The 17,002-nt window shown below is 38.0% G+C and carries 14 protein-coding genes; 4 read left to right on the forward strand and 10 right to left on the reverse strand.

The features are described 5' to 3' along the window. Nucleotides 1-1,189 precede the first annotated feature (1,189 nt). Together FCN25_RS18495 and ggt are read right to left on the reverse strand one after the other, a co-directional pair. Nucleotides 1,190-3,367 carry a M3 family metallopeptidase gene (locus FCN25_RS18495; protein WP_137226854.1) on the reverse strand — a complete coding sequence of 726 codons (2,178 nt, stop codon included), beginning with the start codon at nucleotides 3,365-3,367 and terminating at the stop codon, nucleotides 1,190-1,192. Nucleotides 3,368-3,744: 377 nt separating this feature from the next. After that, nucleotides 3,745-5,463 carry a gamma-glutamyltransferase gene (gene ggt / locus FCN25_RS18500; protein WP_254693794.1) on the reverse strand — a complete coding sequence of 573 codons (1,719 nt, stop codon included), beginning with the start codon at nucleotides 5,461-5,463 and terminating at the stop codon, nucleotides 3,745-3,747. 145 nt (nucleotides 5,464-5,608) lie between these two features. On the opposite strand from ggt, the gene FCN25_RS18505 reads away from it, so the two are divergent. Continuing rightward, nucleotides 5,609-6,787, forward strand: coding sequence for a GNAT family N-acetyltransferase (locus FCN25_RS18505; protein WP_137226856.1), 1,179 nt, complete (start codon nucleotides 5,609-5,611; stop codon nucleotides 6,785-6,787). A 36-nt stretch (nucleotides 6,788-6,823) separates the two neighbouring features. On the opposite strand, the gene FCN25_RS18510 is transcribed toward FCN25_RS18505, so the two are convergent. From FCN25_RS18510 to FCN25_RS18520, 3 genes are all read right to left on the reverse strand, one after another. Continuing rightward, a complete protein-coding gene (locus FCN25_RS18510; protein ID WP_137226857.1) occupies nucleotides 6,824-7,441 on the reverse strand; it encodes a LysE family translocator in 618 nt (205 codons plus the stop codon). 103 nt (nucleotides 7,442-7,544) lie between these two features. Further along, nucleotides 7,545-8,585: a 4-hydroxyphenylpyruvate dioxygenase gene (gene hppD / locus FCN25_RS18515; RefSeq protein ID WP_137226858.1), complete on the reverse strand. Its 1,041-nt coding sequence runs from the start codon at nucleotides 8,583-8,585 to the stop codon at nucleotides 7,545-7,547. A 71-nt stretch (nucleotides 8,586-8,656) separates the two neighbouring features. Then, on the reverse strand, nucleotides 8,657-9,817 hold the full coding sequence (locus FCN25_RS18520; protein WP_137226859.1) for a homogentisate 1,2-dioxygenase: 1,161 nt from the start codon (nucleotides 9,815-9,817) through the stop codon (nucleotides 8,657-8,659). 218 nt (nucleotides 9,818-10,035) lie between these two features. On the opposite strand from FCN25_RS18520, the gene FCN25_RS18525 reads away from it, so the two are divergent. Together FCN25_RS18525 and FCN25_RS18530 are read left to right on the forward strand one after the other, a co-directional pair. Next, complete coding sequence (locus tag FCN25_RS18525) at nucleotides 10,036-10,965, forward strand: LysR family transcriptional regulator (protein WP_137226860.1); 930 nt, start codon at nucleotides 10,036-10,038, stop codon at nucleotides 10,963-10,965. Nucleotides 10,966-11,156: 191 nt separating this feature from the next. Next, complete coding sequence (locus tag FCN25_RS18530) at nucleotides 11,157-11,945, forward strand: TIGR00266 family protein (protein WP_137226861.1); 789 nt, start codon at nucleotides 11,157-11,159, stop codon at nucleotides 11,943-11,945. Between the two features lie 109 nt (nucleotides 11,946-12,054). Here FCN25_RS18530 and FCN25_RS18535 read toward each other — a convergent pair whose 3' ends face one another. Continuing rightward, on the reverse strand, nucleotides 12,055-12,468 hold the full coding sequence (locus FCN25_RS18535; RefSeq protein WP_137226862.1) for a YccF domain-containing protein: 414 nt from the start codon (nucleotides 12,466-12,468) through the stop codon (nucleotides 12,055-12,057). Between the two features lie 197 nt (nucleotides 12,469-12,665). On the opposite strand from FCN25_RS18535, the gene FCN25_RS18540 reads away from it, so the two are divergent. Further along, nucleotides 12,666-13,643 carry a 1-aminocyclopropane-1-carboxylate deaminase/D-cysteine desulfhydrase gene (locus FCN25_RS18540; RefSeq protein WP_137226863.1) on the forward strand — a complete coding sequence of 326 codons (978 nt, stop codon included), beginning with the start codon at nucleotides 12,666-12,668 and terminating at the stop codon, nucleotides 13,641-13,643. Nucleotides 13,644-13,870: 227 nt separating this feature from the next. Here the strand turns inward: FCN25_RS18540 and FCN25_RS20970 are convergent, their stop codons facing one another. The 4 genes from FCN25_RS20970 to FCN25_RS18555 form a co-directional block, all read right to left on the reverse strand. Further along, nucleotides 13,871-14,044, reverse strand: a complete 174-nt coding sequence (locus FCN25_RS20970) for a hypothetical protein (protein ID WP_167496011.1) — start codon at nucleotides 14,042-14,044, stop codon at nucleotides 13,871-13,873. A gap of 720 nt (nucleotides 14,045-14,764) precedes the next feature. Continuing rightward, a complete protein-coding gene (locus FCN25_RS18545; protein ID WP_137226864.1) occupies nucleotides 14,765-15,460 on the reverse strand; it encodes a ChrR family anti-sigma-E factor in 696 nt (231 codons plus the stop codon). Next, nucleotides 15,453-16,115: a sigma-70 family RNA polymerase sigma factor gene (locus FCN25_RS18550; protein ID WP_137226865.1), complete on the reverse strand. Its 663-nt coding sequence runs from the start codon at nucleotides 16,113-16,115 to the stop codon at nucleotides 15,453-15,455. Before FCN25_RS18550 ends, FCN25_RS18545 begins: the two co-directional genes overlap by 8 nt. Before the next feature lie 169 nt (nucleotides 16,116-16,284). Continuing rightward, a complete protein-coding gene (locus FCN25_RS18555) occupies nucleotides 16,285-16,875 on the reverse strand; it encodes an LON peptidase substrate-binding domain-containing protein (protein ID WP_137226866.1) in 591 nt (196 codons plus the stop codon). Nucleotides 16,876-17,002: the final 127 nt, after the last annotated feature.

Here is a 17,002-nt window from a genome sequence, read left to right on the forward strand (position 1 = left end):
TTAATTCATCTATGTAACAAAAGTAATAATATTTATAAATTATTTAACATTATTAATGTACCAGCTAGTTTTTGCCATTAGCTATAACGTTGATAAAATTATAAATTAAAGAATAAACTGATATTTAAAGATAATCACGGAAGTGTCAGAATGTAAACTTAACTGTAATTTAAATAGTTAAGCTGGCGTACATATGAGTAACCTATTGTTTTTGTGAAGATCTAACGCTGCTCAGTACCTTCACTGTTAATTAGATTAGCGTGAAGACTGTTCGTGTTTATCATTTTTGTTACTCATTAGAAACTTAATTTCATAAGATATAACTTTTATTAATATAAAGAAGTTGTTTTATTTTAATCTGATTATCATATCATTTTTGTCGCTAGTTAAGTTAACCTATTCCCACTTATATTTTTGAAACCTTTAATAAGTTGGCCTAGAGAAAGTTTATTCTACTTTTTAAAGGGTGCCCATTTTCTTTGTGCATATGTAGAGTCAGGCCCCGAGGCGAATTCTTTTCATTTAAGCCTCTTACGCAATGTTAGCATTCCTTAACTATATTAATAAAAAATGAAAAAATTCGTATTATAAGCATAATTAATGAATCAATTGTGGTGAAGCCCTAAATATACTTATTCAAACAATTATCTGGTCATTCAACGGGAGTTCTGCGCCTTTTGGGCCAGTAATGATAAGCATAGAGTTGTTCTCGGCAACAGCTCCTGCGTTGCTCTATCTCCTGCGTCTGACCGCTATGGATGGTTGGAATATGTTTTTTTAAGGAAAAAATAGACCATGCAGCCGTACGTCAAAATCCTATTAAGCAGCATAGAAGGTGCAAAAATCTGCCCTTGGAAGCCACTCAGGCTTTCCTTTTATTTGTTGTATTGTTTTACAATGGAACAACCATTTTTTCAACAATGCGCCTCAAACTGAAAAACTGGGTCTGTTTGCACAATTAACCAGCATTAAAGATGATGGGTGATAAGGGGATTGTTTTAATGAATATTAAATGTGTGATTTTTCAGTAGAAGTGGACTGCTATATGCAAAATTTATTCGTTGTGATAAATACCGTTAAATATAAATTGTCTTTTAAAGAGGAAATTTTTAACTTTAATGATAAAAAAATTCGCAATGCTACAAAAGCCATCACGAATAATATTGTAAAAAAGAGTTAAGTCAAAATATTAAGACTTGTCTTTTAATAAACCTCTGCTGCGTAATAGTGGTTCTATGCCGGCTTCTTTTCCTCTAAATTGTTTATATAACAACATAGGGTCTGCACTGCCACCTTTGGATAAAATATTGTCACGGAACTTTTGTGCGGTTTCAGGATCAAATATGCCATTTTCTTTGAAGGCTTCGAAGGCGTCGGCCCCGAGAATATCAGACCACAGATAGCTATAGTATCCAGCCGAATAACCGCCTGCAAAAATATGTGAAAAGTAAGTACTACGATAACGGGGTGCTATTTCATTAATCAATCCCATTTTGTTTAATGATGCCATTTCAAACTTGGCCGCATCACGAACGTTACTATCTTGCAGCGAATGCCAATCAAGATCCAAATAGGTTGCCGCCATATATTCAACCGTGGAAAATCCTTGGTTGAATTGGCTTGCAGCTTGAATTTTTTCAATCAATGACTGCGGTATTACTTCACCCGTTTGATAATGTTTAGCAAATTTCGCTAATACTTCAGGTTGAGTCATCCAGTTTTCCATTACTTGCGAAGGAAACTCAACATAATCGCGAGGCACAGCGGTACCAGATTGTGAGCGGTATTCTACATTTGATAACATACCATGTAAGGCATGGCCAAATTCATGGAAGAGGGTACTGGCTTCATCGAAAGTTAATAATGCAGGTTCGTTGCCGGCAGGACGAGGAAAGTTAAGTACATTAACAATGATTGGTTTTGATTCTACACCATTCATATTAGATTGTTTACGGTACGAGTTCATCCATGCGCCACCGCGTTTACTTTGACGGACAAAATAGTCCCCCATAAATACCGCCATTAAACTACCATCTTTATCGTATACTTCCCAAGTACGAACGTCTGGATGGTACTTAGGTAAATCTGTACGCTCTTTGACGGTGATACCATATAAACGATTAGCAGTGTAAAACACGCCTTTTAATGTACTTTCAAGTGAAAAGTATGGTTTAGTTTGTTGTTCATTAAAGCTGTATTTTGCCACTCGAATTTTATCTGAATAGTACCACCAGTCCCATGCTTCTATGGTGAAGCCTGCACCTTGAGCATCGACAAGTGCTTGCATGTCTGCTACTTCATTTTTAGCTTGATTTAATGCAGCAGGCCATACTTTATCTAATAAGCCATAAACATTTTCCGGGGTCTTAGCGGTACGTTCTTCTAACACAAAATGAGCATGAGATTGGTAACCCATAAGTTTAGCCCGTTGTGCTCGTAATGAGGCAATTTTTGCGAGCACTTTTTTGTTATCGAATTCATTATCATTATTGGCTTTAGAAACATACGCTTTGTAAAGTGTTTCACGCAACTGTCTATTATCTGCATAGGTCAAAAAAGGGGTTATTGACGGGCGATGCGGAGTAAAAATCCATTTACCAGGATGGCCAAGTCTAGTTGCTTTGCGTGCTGCTGTGTCAATCACATCTTGTGGTAGGCCAGATAAATCATCTTGGTTATCGATGATAAGTTGAAAGTCATTGGTTTCGGCTAATACATTATCGCCAAACGTTAGACTTAGCTTACCAATTTGTTCATTTAAGCTTCGAAGTTTCAGTTTATCATCTGCAGATAAATTGGCGCCGCCGCGGGTAAATGATTTGTATGTATCGTCGAGTAACTTAGCTTGTGCAGTATTAAGCGGCAAGTTATCACGTTGCTCATAAACGGCTTTAACTCGTTTAAACAGCTTATCATTAAGGTAAATATCATCTTGTGATGATGAAAGCTTGGGTGAAATCTGCTTGGATATTGCCTGTAATGCGTCGTTGGTGTCTGCACCCGTTAAATTAAAGAAGACGTTGGCCACTCGAGTTAATAAGTCCCCTGAAAACTCCATCGCTTCAATCGTATTGGCAAAGGTTGGTGTTTGTGGATTGTTGGCAATAGCACTAATTTGTTGCTGTAGTTCTGCTATACCGGCTTCAAAAGCTGGAAGATAATCATCTGTCGTGATGTTTGCAAAATCAGGTATTTCGAAAAATGTACCATAAGGTTTAAAAAATGGATTGTCAGCATGTTGTTGTTTTATTTGCGCAGCAGATAAATCCATCGCGGTGGTTTGTTCTGTGGTATGGGAAGAGCAGGCGCTTAAAGCAAATACAACGGCAATGCTGGCGAAAAGTGGTTTAAGGGATGAGCCCTTCATAATTTTTCCTCTTTTTTTTAAGCCTTTTAGTCACAATAAAGCGGCTATTAAACGAGCTTAATTTTTAATATATATTTTCAGGATAAATTCTACCTATTTTTATTCACTATTTTGTGATTAGTTTGTAACAAAAAAAACCGAGCAACCATAAAGTTACTCGGTTTTTTAATAATGGAGTTGTTGATGTAACAAACATCGCATTATATTAATGACTAGGAGATTTCAAAAAGATTGCTATTATTAAAAATTAATTTCAGACGCTTACATTTTATCATCAATAAAAAAGATAATTGTCTTGTTCAAAGAACCAACAAATAATGATAATGACTTTAGATAAATAAAAATCGTTATCATTCTATAATTGGCCGTTTACGAAGTTAGTAGCCGATAGCAGCAGAACCTGAACGTCTTGGATCTGAAGCGCCAAAAAGGCCTTGTTCGGTCATCATTATTGATTGGGTACTACCAATGGCGTTTTGGACTTTAACTTTATGTCCTTTGGCTTCAAGTAATGAAATAGTATCTTGATTTAATGTGTGTTCTACCCAGATAAAATCAGGTAACCATTGATGATGCATTCGTGCCGCGGCTGTTGCTTCTGCAATATTGAGATGATGGTCGATAACATTCATAATCATTTGCAAAGTGATATTAATAATTCGCGAACCACCTGGACTACCTGTAACAATATATGGTTTGCCATCTTTCATTACCATAGTAGGACTCATTGAACTGAGAGGACGCTTATTTCCTTCTACAGCATTAGCGTCACCACCAATTAAGCCGTAACCATTGGGAGTGCCGGGTTTAGCCGAAAAGTCGTCCATTTCATTATTTAATAAAATGCCAGTACCTTTAGCGACTAAGCCAGAACCATAACTGAAATTAAGGGTATAAGTGTTAGCAACTGCATTACCCCATTTATCGATAATCGAAAAGTGGGTGGTTTGATCGCTCTCATATGGTACCAGATTTCCAGGTCTGATTTCACTACTTGGTGTGGTTTTATTGATGGCGATTTTACTGGCAATATCTTTAGCATATTGTTTACTAATCAATTGTTTAACTGGCACGGTAACAAAATCAGGATCGCCTAAATACTCACTACGATCTGCATATGCATATTTCATCGTTTCGGCCATAAGATGCAAAGTGTTTGCGGTATTGTGGCCTAATTTATCAATGGGGAATTGCTCAAGTACATTGAGCATTTCGATAATATGGATACCACCTGAAGATGGCGGCGGCATCGATACCACTTCATAGCCTCGATAATTACCCCGTACCGGTTCGCGCTCAACGACTTTGTAGTTAGCTAAGTCTGTTAAACTCATTATACCGCCGGCATTGTTAACTGCAGTTACAATTTTTTCAGCCGTTTCGCCTTGATAAAACCCTTTACTGCCTTTTTGTGCAATTAACGACAATGAATACGCTAATTCTGGCTGTTTAAGGATTTCATTAACTTGGTAATCGCTCCCATCGGCATGATAGAAAACTTCTGCAGAGCTAGGCCATTGGGTTATGCGCGGCTTAAGGCCACTAAGAGAATTTGATAAATCTGAGGTCACCGAAATACCATTTTTAGCTAATTTTATCGCAGGAGTGATAACTTGTTTCATGCTCATGGTGCCATATTGTGTTAACGCAAGCTCCATTCCCATGACGGTACCCGGAACACCCACGGCTAATCCATGTTCACGACTCAGTTTCTCAACGGCATTGCCTTGTTCATCAAGGAATATATCTTTGTGTGCTTTAGCTGGTGCAGTTTCTCGGTAATCGATGGCAATGGTTTTATTTTTATCAGCTATATGCACCAGCATAAAACCGCCACCGCCAATATTACCCGCGCGAGGTAAGGTTACTGCAAGTGCGTATGCTACCGCTACTGCTGCATCGACTGCATTGCCACCTTGTTTTAAAATATCAACGCCAATTTGACTGGCTAGTACTTCTTGGCTTGAAACCATACCGTGCTTAGCATAAATTGGCTGAGCCGTTGCCATTTCACTAAAAATAGACGTTTCGTTTGCTTGGCTGTCAGCAATATGAAGTGCAGGATAACAAAGCGTGAATGTTAATGCGGTGCTCAATAAAAGCGGTGTTAATTTAGGGAATCGTGTCACGATCAATCCTTGGTGTGTATTGAGAAGATACTGTGATAGAACATGCCACATGATAGCAATAATTGGTATGAGTTTTAACGGTTGAGTGTTAATTATTATAGGGTAGGTGTGGGTGGAACAAACACAAGTGTATCAATATAAATTTGTTAATAGTATTAGCAATATAGATCTTTCAGTATGGAATACCTTTTTCGGGTCATCTCATCCTTTTACCCGGCATGAATATTTATCTGCTCTGGAAATGAGTCGCTGTGTTAGTGCTGAAACGGGCTGGACACCGATGCACCTTATGGTGATGGATGGTGATAATATTATTGCATTGATGCCCTTGTACCTTAAAAGTCATTCTTGGGGTGAATATGTTTTTGATTGGGCTTGGGCTGAAGCATATGAACGCCATAATATAGGCTATTACCCCAAGCTTGTGAGTAGTGTACCTTTCACTCCCACTTCTGGGCGGCGTATTGGCATTGACCCAAGATTACCAAAACACGATCAGCAATCCTTGATTGACGGTATTCAAACCTATCTATCACAAACTGTCGTAAAATATGGTTGGTCATCTTGGCATTGTTTATTTACCAATACCGAGCAACATCGACAGTTTGCACAAGCAGGGGTAATGGAGCGTGTTGGTTGTCAGTTTCATTGGCATAATCAAAATTATGCCGATTTTAATGACTTTCTGAGTACATTAACGTCACGTAAACGTAAAAATATTACTAAAGAGCGAATTTCTGCAAGGCAACAACTACAATTTCGATTTATTGATGGCGATAAGGCAAGTGCAGAGCAGTGGCAGAATTTTGTACGTTGTTATCAAAATACTTATTTAAAGCGGTCTGGTCATAAAGGGTATTTGTCGGCAGCATTCTTTGAGCAAATTGCAGCAACTATGGGCTCAATGATACGACTATTATTGATTGAAAATAGTGACGCACAATTAGTGGCATCTGCATTATATTTTGTTTCAGACACACATTTATATGGTCGCTATTGGGGAGCGTTAACTGAATGTGACCATGTCCATTTTGAAGCATGCTATTACCAAGGCATTGAGTTCGCTATCGCTAATCAATTAAGCGTTTTTGATGCTGGTGCACAAGGCGAACATAAAGTAGCGAGAGGATTTCGCCCGGTTAAAACTACCTCAAGTCATTTTATTGCCCATGAAGGCTTTAATGATGCTATCGGTGATTTTTGTAAACAAGAACAATCTCATATCGACATTTATATGCAACAAATGTATGAACAACTACCGTATAAGTCAATTGATAATACAAAAACATAATATGGAGCAATTTACACATCCATTGCTCTTTAAGGGTTAGCTTAGTGCTAACCAAATACCAACCAAAATCATCAAGCTTCCGGCAATACGATTCATCCAGCGGATATTATCGCCACGGCTTAAAAATAACCGTAAGCTTTTACCGCCGCTAGCATAAGCCAGCATAGACACACTTTCGGTGATCATTATTATACCAAGCAAAACGGCGAGTTGTGGCCCGACGGCATTATCGACATTTATAAATGGTGGTAATAACGAAATCATAAAAGCCCACCCTTTAGGGTTGGCAATCGCGGTAATAAATCCTTGGCTGATTAAACTCATGCGACTGGTTTTTACTTCAAGGCCAGTAATGATGGCCATTTTGCCTTTTGCGCGCCACATATTAATGCCAATATAACCAAGGTATGCGCCACCTACCCATTTAAGAATATCAAAAACCTGTGGGTAATTTAGCATAATGCTGGCAACCCCAAGTACTGCTGCAATAGCGACCAAGGCCACGCCAACTAATTCGCCTAACATCATCCACAATGTTCTACGGACACCAATGCTCATGCCCAGGGTCATGGCTAATGTCATGCACATACCGGGGGTGATAGACACAAAAAAGAACGTTGGAATAAACACGGCGAGAACGGCGTAATCTGGCATTGGAAAGGTCTTTGATTAGAATGTAGATGGCAGAGTGTAAAGGCTTAAAATGATAAAAACCAGCATTTTGCTGGTTTTTCTGTATCACTTCGTGTCTATAAAATTACAGCACGCCGCGTTTCATTTGGTCGCGTTCAATCGATTCAAATAACGCAGTAAAGTTACCTTCGCCAAAGCCAAGGTTGTTTTTACGTTGAATGATTTCAATGAAGATTGGACCAAAAAGGTTTTTGGTGAAAATTTGCAATAAATATCCATCTTCATCACCATCAACCAAAATCTGGTGATGTTTGATACGGTCGTGATCTTCGGTCACCTGTGGCAACTTCTCGAAAATGGTGTCGTAATATTCTGGAATAATATCTAGAGTTTTGATTGACGTACCTTCCATTGCATCGAGTGAGGCCACAATATCACGACTTCTAAATGCGAGATGTTGAACGCCAGGGCCATTGTATTCGCCTAAGTATTCATCAATCTGATTTTTGTCATTGCCTTTACCTTCATTAATGGGGATACAGAAGCTGCCATCCGGTGAACGTAGTGCATAAGATACCAATGCGGTTTGTGCGCCGCTGATATCGAAATAACGCACTTCGGTAAAACCAAAAATGTCTTTATAAAAGTTAGCCCATTTTTCCATAGTGCCTTTGTAGACATTATTGGTTAAATGGTCGACTTCCATAAAGCCTTTCTCTGGCGTTACGATAGGCAGCTCTAAATCAACAAAGTCAGTTTGATAGATATTGTTTTGTTCACCAAAAATGTCAATAAAATAAATTAAGCTATCGCCGATACCGTAAATAGCTGGGTAGGGCATGTCTTTATTAGCATCATCGGCTGGTTTTGCACCACGGGCTACCGCTTCTTTAAAAGCAAACTGTGCATCCTCAACACGCCAGCCCATTGAACAAATGGCTGGACCATGAGATTTGGCAAATTCTGCAGAAAACCCTGCACGGCCTTTATTCAAAAGAAAGTTAATGTCGTTTTGTTTGTAGTAAACAATGTCATTATTTTTGGCTTTTTTTAACATCGAAAAGCCAAAATCGATGAATACTTGATGCATGTATTCAGTATCTGGACTAGCAAATTCTGTGAATTCAATGCCTAACAGGCCCAGTGGGTTTAGTTCGCTTGCCATGTTGTTTTCCTTTATTTTTATGTCAACACGCCATCACTCTTAGGTGACTTGGGTTAGTTATAAATGTGGTCTTAGTTTTCTAACCAAGAGCGGTTGTAATCATTACTCATGCAATTTTTGACATGAGTGGTTAAATTCAGTGGGGCGAAGGTATCAACCATCACCGCATATTCGTATGTTTCAGTTTTGCCGATAGAGGCTTCTGTGCGACCTGGTTGAGGCCCATGCGGCACACCTTTTTGGTGTAATGTCATGTAGCCCGCTTCAATACCTGTTCTGCTCATAAAGTCACCATCGACGTAATACAGCACTTCATCGCTGTCGATGTTGTTGTGGTAATAAGGTGCAGGTATCGATTTAGGATGAAAATCGTATGGGCGTGGAACAAAGTTACAAATGACAAAATTGTGTGCAGTAAACACTAAATGCTCAGACGGTGGTAAATGAATTTTGCCAACTTTTGGCGCGTATTCACAGATGTTAAATGCCCAAGGATAGACGCAACCATCCCAGCCTACTAAGTCAAATGGATGCCATTGCAGTGTCATTTTTTGATAGCGCTCACCAAATTTACACATTAACGGAAACTCACCTTTTTCAACCACGGCATCAGCCAAAGTTGGCGTACGAATGTCTCGTTCACAGTAAGGTGCGGATTCAAGCATTTGGCCGTATTCGTTTCTGAAATGCTTTGGCACTTCGACCATTGAAGATGATTCAATAACAAACAAGCGTACATTTTGATAATCGGTAAATTTAAGTTGGTACGTGGTCCCGCGTGGAATAATTAAGTAATCCCATTTATTGGTTTCAATGACACCGTATTCACTCAATAATTGGCCTTCACCCTCGTGAATAAACACCACTTCGTCAGCATAGGCATTTCGATAAAATTCATTGGTGTCTTTAGTCACCTTAGCCGTGTACATGGCGACATCATTATTGAAAAATATTTTATTTCGGGCGCTAAAAAAGTTGCCTTGGCAGTCGGCTTGGCGAGAGTCTAATTTGTAATTTTGAATTAAAGAGTCTTGCCATTGCTCACCATGAGATAACGAGTAAGGTTGAACGTCTATCGCTTTGGTTGGCATATTGTGATGATATTTATTGGAATAAATATTGGAAAAACCATGGGTTGAAAATAATTCTTCACGGTACAACTCGCCATTGTCTTTTTCGAAGGCAATGTGGCGTTTGGTCGGGATTTGACCTTGCTTAACATAGAATGGCATGTGATTGTCCTATGGTGAATCGACTGCGAATGTCGTGGCGTTTATGTTATTTATTGTTATGGCCTAATCGCATTAGGTAACCAATATGTGATCTAACTAACAATTTAGTGGTAAAGATCAACAAAAAAAAGAATAATAAATAACTCAACTTAATCAATTTTTTAGATAGTTGTGTTAACTTTACGTTTGTGTATTGATAATGAGACAGCGGAAATTTTATGCGGATAGATATAGATGCCTTTAATGTATTGCAAGTGCTTGTTGAAGAAGGAAGTTTTTCAAAAGCTTCAGAGCGATTACACAAGGCACAATCGGCGGTAAGCTATCAGGTAAAAAAACTGGAACAACATCTCGGCGTGACATTATTTAATCGAGATCATTATCGAGCAGAATTAACACCGGAAGGTAAGGTGATTTTGGCTGAAGGACAACGCTTATTACAGCATTTAGCCAATATTGAACATCTTGCAAGCCGCTTTAGTCAGGGGTGGGAACCTAAGCTTGAGTTAGTGATAGACGGTGCTTTGCCGATGGAACCAATTATGACCGCCCTTAAGCGCATGTCTGAACATAATATTCCTACTAAAATTCAACTCAATATGGAGTTTTTAGGCGGAGTGCAACATCGCTTTGAGCGTGAGCAAGCAGACTTAATGTTAGTCAAAGATTACCGTACTGGCCCCTCGTATCATCCTAAAGCTCTGCCAAGCATTACCAGTGTCCTGGTGGCATCATCACAACATCCATTAAGTCAGTTAAAAGCCATTAGTTTGCCTGAGTTACAGCAACATGTTGAGTTAACCATTGAAGACTCATCTCCAGGTAAACGTGACCGAGATGAAATGCAATTCGGTGGAGACAAAGTATTCTATCTTTCAGGTTTTATTATGAAGAAAAATGCGTTGTTAAAAGGATTAGGTTTTGGCTGGATGCCTGATTTTTTAATCTCCGAAGAGCTAGCCATTGGAGAATTGATCGCAATCGATTTTATTGGCGGCAACCGATTTAGTTTTACGCCACAATTAGTATCAACTTTAGAGCGTCCGCTTGGGCGAGCTGGGCAGTTGTTTACCGAACTAATTTTAGAAGAGTTTGCACAATATCAACAGCAACAACAATCAGGATTAAGTGGTGCTGGATTGGGTTAACATTGCCTGTAAATTATTGATACGGCTAGAAACAAATAATGTCTCACAAAGTTAGCATGTTCAAAGCACCAACATCTTGTTAACCTAAAGCAACTATTTAACCGAATACAACAACGACTTCAATCGCGTTTACTCCAATTGGTTGTTGTCGTTATTAGCGTCATTATTATATTTATTTGAAGGAGCAAAAGATGACCAAAAAATGTCACGAAGTAGATTACGAAATCATTGGTTCAAGTATGCAACTGGTGGAAGTGGAACTCGACCCCAATGAGTCGGTGATTGCAGAAGCGGGTGCGATGACTTATATCGAAGAAGATATTTGTTTTGAAGCCAAAATGGGTGATGGATCTGAGCCTGAATCTGGTTTTTTTGGCAAGTTACTTGGCGCCGGTAAACGGGCTATTTCGGGTGAAGGCATTTTTATGACTCACTTTAGTAATGAAGGTCAACTTAAACGCAAAGTGGCATTTGCCGCGCCGTTCCCTGGTACCATTTTGGCAATTGATTTATCCGAGCATCAAGGCGAACTTATCTGCCAAAAAGACAGCTTTTTAGCGGCTGCATTGGGTACTCAAGTTAGTATGAAATTTAATAAACGTTTAGGTACCGGTTTTTTTGGTGGTGAAGGTTTTATTTTGCAAAGCTTAAAAGGTGACGGTATGGCGTTTGTCCATGCAGGCGGCACTTTAATTAAAAAAGAGCTTCGGGGTGAAACATTGCGGGTCGACACTGGTTGCTTAGTGGGTTTTACCCCAGGAATAGATTATGACATTCAACGTGCAGGTTCATTAAAATCAATGGTATTTGGCGGCGAAGGTTTGTTTCTTGCGACCTTACAAGGCCATGGTACTGTGTGGTTACAAAGCTTACCGTTTTCTCGAATGGCTGACAGAATTATTGCTCATGCACCTTCTAGTGGCGGTAAAGACCAAGGTGAAGGTTCTGTCCTTGGCGGCATAGGCCGAATGATTAACTAATTTTATTTTGCCATAGCGAAGACATTAAGAATTAGTTTTTAATAAAAAGCCGACAACATAAAGTTGTCGGCTTTTTTATAAGATTTACATTATAAGATTAACACTATTCTTAATAGGTCGGTTTGGCAATAACGGTTTGACCAATAGGGGTTAAACTTAATAAGGCCAGCTTCATGTGTTGTATCGCAAAAGGAATACCTATAATGGTGATAAAGCAAGCCAATGCATGCACTAAGTGACCAATGGCCAACCAGATCCCAAAGAATAAAAACCACACAATGTTACCCACTAAGCCCAATGTACCCGTGCCAATGTCTTCTTCACCAGAAACGTGTTTACGGTTAACTGTTTCTTGTCCAAATGGCCAAAAAGCCAATTCGCCAATAACAAAACATGCACGACCAAATGGGATACCTATGATACTAATAAAGCATAATGCTCCTACAAACCACCAAGCGAGGCCCATAACAAATCCGCCCATTAAAAACCAAGCAATATTAAAGATTAAGCGTAAAAGTGACATTTTCATTCCTATCTGTAGTCAATATTGATTAATATATAGCGATATCCATGCCATGTTTTTAAGATATTGATTTTATATATTAAAGTATGATTTTACCTACTCGATTTTCTTTGGTAGTTATCATTAATACAAATGAATCGATGAGATTTGTCATTTTTTAGTTAAAATGCTCATATTACAGTTGATTGAGACAATGCATGTTTTCGATAAGCCCAGTACAGCCAATGAACTTTGGCAGACAGATTATCTATGTCAAACGGGATGATTTATTACATCCTGATTTTAGTGGTAATAAAGCACGTAAGTTTTATCATTTTTTACATCATGATTACTCACATGTTACTCAGTTAGTGGCTTCTGGATCAGCGCAGGCTAATTCATTATATTCAATGTCAGTACTTGCTAATCAGCAGGGCTGGACGTTTAATTATTATGTTAGTCATATCAGTGATTTCTTATTGCAAAACCCACAGGGTAATTATGCTGCCGCGATACAAAATGGCGCTAATATTATTGATATTGGCAATTTGGCTTATGCAGAAAATCTTGCTGGTATGCATTTAAACGATGCGATGAACTATATTGTGTCATCAGATCCCATCTACGCTGATAAAAAGCATTTATTGTATATTCCAGAAGGTGGACGTTGTCAGTATGCTGAAACTGGGATCGAGCAACTGGCTGCTGAAATAATTCAATGGGCACAAGAACAACAGAAAAATAAGCTAATGGTATTTTTACCGTCTGGTACGGGGACTACTGCAGCATATTTAAATAAGCAATTAATTCAACAGCTCGCTCAATTATCAATAGTGGATGTATTTACTATAGAGGTCATAACTTGCAGTACTGTCGGGGGTGATGAATATTTACGTCAACAATTCTCAGAGTTAGTTGACGAAATATATTATCCAAAAATTATTAATGATGGTCATAAATATCATTTTGGAAAATTATCACGACGTTGTTTTGATATGTGGGAAAAAGTATGTCAGTCAGGAATTGAATTTGAATTATTGTACGATCCCGTTGGATTTTTAGTGTTACAACATTATTTAAATGAGAATGCTAACAGCGCAACAGAAATTTTATATATACATCAGGGTGGGGTGTTAGGAAATAACACAATGTTACCTAGATACCAACGAAAGTTTTCTCGGATAGTACAAACTTAGAATGAATGTTGGAAAGGTACACTACTTTTAAGTGGTTGATAAATTTGTGTTTAAGGTGTTTTTGAGGTTTTATTTGAGAGTTAATACTGAGGAATTATTTAAGATTATGTTGATGAGTAAATTCATTTTACTCTGTTTTAATAAACATCCGGTAATTGAGAGGAGAATACCGAGAAATGAGTTTATTAAATAACAGAGTAAATGATTAACGCAAAGCGTTAGGGATCTTACTTATTGGCAGAGATTAACCATTTCATGAAGTTGATTGCTTCAATGCGCTTTGAAAATGTTTTTTTGTTTTTACCCAGGCTGTCGGTAAAAGCAATTGAGTTTTTATTTGACGAAATAGAATTAACTGGAAAGTTAACTGAAATATCGTGTCCATTCATGTTGTATGACATTGGTCACACTCCTTCTTGTATATTCACCATTTGGTGAGAAAATTGTTCAATAAAATATCCTTGGCATTTTTTAGTGTTGCAAAAGATTAATGTTTCGAGATTTAACTTAACCTATCTTTTACTCACTAATCAAGTGTTGTGATGTAAATAGTTGATTAAGGTTTATTTTATGTTAGCAACATTGATGTTACTTCATAACCTTAAGATACTTGATACACACTGAGCACTTAATTTTGTAAGTTGAACATAGTTTTATGACAGCAAGATTACGTGGGTATAACTTAAATCACCAACATAATTAATTGAAAATCAAAAACGATGTACAGAAGCTTGTCTTGGGTTTATTTACGAAGTGAAGTTGAGCAGACTTACAGGTAGGTAACCAAAATTAACAAGAAAACTAAATCTGTGTGGATAATATACTGAGTGTTTGCATATGGCAATAGTCTTTTTCAAATTTTAAGCAAATAAATACTGTTTTAGATCAAAATATGTCTCGGTGTGATTCATATCACTAATAAATACAGTCAATCGGGATGCTATTTATGCACATACACATGCACATGCAGAGTAAAAAGTTAACACGGATCATGAAGTCCTCATCATCCGTGTTCAAAGGTCATAGGTTAACGCGGTAAGCTATGCTATCGACTCAATTGATCAACCAGTTCTAATTCGTCAATACTTAACTGCAATTTATTACGTTAATTAAGCTAATGGCTAATACAGTAAATCGCCAATTGGATTGAGTAACTTACTGAATCCTCTAGTGAAGTATAAAGGCGCATCTACTATGGTATAACACAAACACCCTTCAAGTGTTTTAGGTGAATGTTGATGCTCTTTATCAAGCAACATGAAATCACCAGGTTTATAAGTGTTATAACAATCACTGAATTCTCCCGCGAGTAGCAAGGTGAGCTCTGCCCCTTTGTGGGTATGTTCGGGAATTTCACCATTGGCAGCTATGTGCAACAAGCTTGCTCTTGCTTGTGGTTCTCCTGTATCGAGTCTTAAACGACTGACTTTGCCAATACCTTGCCAGGATGCATTAATTTGTTTACGAAAAACCCGAGGTAGCGGGTAATGCTGACCTTTAATATTGACGCTGTTATCTTTGCTTTTTTCTTCACTATGTTTATCTGTATTAGGTTGCTCAATGTCTAACGTATCTAAGGTTGAACTCAATAATTGATTAAGTAATGCATCTAATTGGAGATCATTAATGTTGTCTGATTCAGGCATTGTGACCGAGTCAAATTGTTGTACAGACATCGCAATGGTCATCTGATCAAGTTGTTGTTGGCAATGTGAGCAAAATTCGGCGTGGGCAGAAATCGCAATCGACATTGATAACGGCAATTCACCTTTTGCATGGAGAGACAGCAAATGCTCATCAGGGTGGTAATTAATCATAGTGTTTCTCCATAAAGCTTTTTAATTTTTCCAAACCTAGTCTAAGTCGAGACTTAACCGTGCCAATAGGAATATCAAGTTTGTCTGCTAATTCTTGTTGCGTTAGCTCTTGCATGTAAATACCTTGTACTACTTGGCGTTGTAGTGGTGGTAATTCTTTTACGTGTTGCAATAATTTCGAGGATAGTAAGAAATCATCATCTTTGTTTTCAGCTTCATCAGACTCAAATAATGGCCAAATATCATCACCAAATGAATCTTCGCGGTTATGTTGTACTTTACGAAGCATGTCAAAACATTGATTACGCATAATGGTAAATACCCAAGTACTTACCGCGGCTTTATCGGCATTGTAAAGGTGTGCTTTGGTCCAAACTCGTGTCATCGTCTCTTGAACTAAATCTACGGCTAAACCTTGCTGGCTTAGGCGCTGAACGCCAAAAGAATTAATTTTGGGGCCAAAATGCGAAAAAAGTTTTGCAAAAGATGTTTTGCATCGATGGTTAGCCACTTGCATCATTAATGCTGCAAGTTCATCTGCCATTGGATTAGGTTCTTTTGATTTCATAGCACCGTTTCGTTTAATTAGGGATCTTTGTGCAAGATGACCCTTATCATAACGATTTTGTGCGCTTTGTAATTGAACATTTTCCATTATTTCACTCGCATTCAATAAATAAGTCATTGAGCATAAGTAATTTTGTCATTTATGCCGTGGCTAATCTCTGCTAAAACCTGATCTAAATTCTTTTAAAAAATAGTTAAAACAAGTTCGATTGGTTAGTTTATACGTGACATTCTTGTGTTCGGATCACTGTTGAGTATTATTTTATAATATCGATTAACAATGATTTAGCTAATTGATGGTCATGACTATTTATACACTGGTATTTTTCTTTTGAACTCAATGGGATAATTTCAAGCCAACGCTGACATACCCAAGAAATATCATTAAAGTTTTCTTCAGTATAATGAGCGAGGTGTTGTGGATATTGTTGTAAAATTTGCTTCAACGTATTGCTAAGCACCTTATCTTTTTTATGCTCAATTGATGCTATTTGTGACTGCGATGTTTGTGGTTCAATGATATCGCTCGGCCAAGTGTCGATTAAACTAACGTCAGCACGCTTTAAACCGTCTGGTTCTATGGTGATTTGATCAATAGTGAAAGCTTGTTGCCCCTGAACACTGATACCGAGTAAACCGTCTTCAAGCGTTTCAAAGTCAATAATTTTAGTCAGTGTGCCTATGGGTAAAATGGTTTTATTATCGTCGGCCAACATGCATAAACCAAATCCAGTATCACTTTTGAGTGATTCAGACACCAATCGTTTGTATCTAGGTTCAAAAATACGTAATTGAGTATATCCCTGTGGTAATAAGCAGATGGTTAAAGGAAATAGTGGGATAAGCATAACTGCCTCTGTATGAATGTAATCAAATAATCTGAAGTGTTATACGTTCACAAGCGGATTATCGATCACCTTGTGCTGCAGTCTATACACCCAAAATCAGATTTTCAGGATCTACAACCCAAACAGA

The organism is Shewanella sp. MEBiC00475 (genome assembly GCF_005234075.1).
Lineage (GTDB): Bacteria > Pseudomonadota > Gammaproteobacteria > Enterobacterales > Shewanellaceae > Shewanella > Shewanella polaris.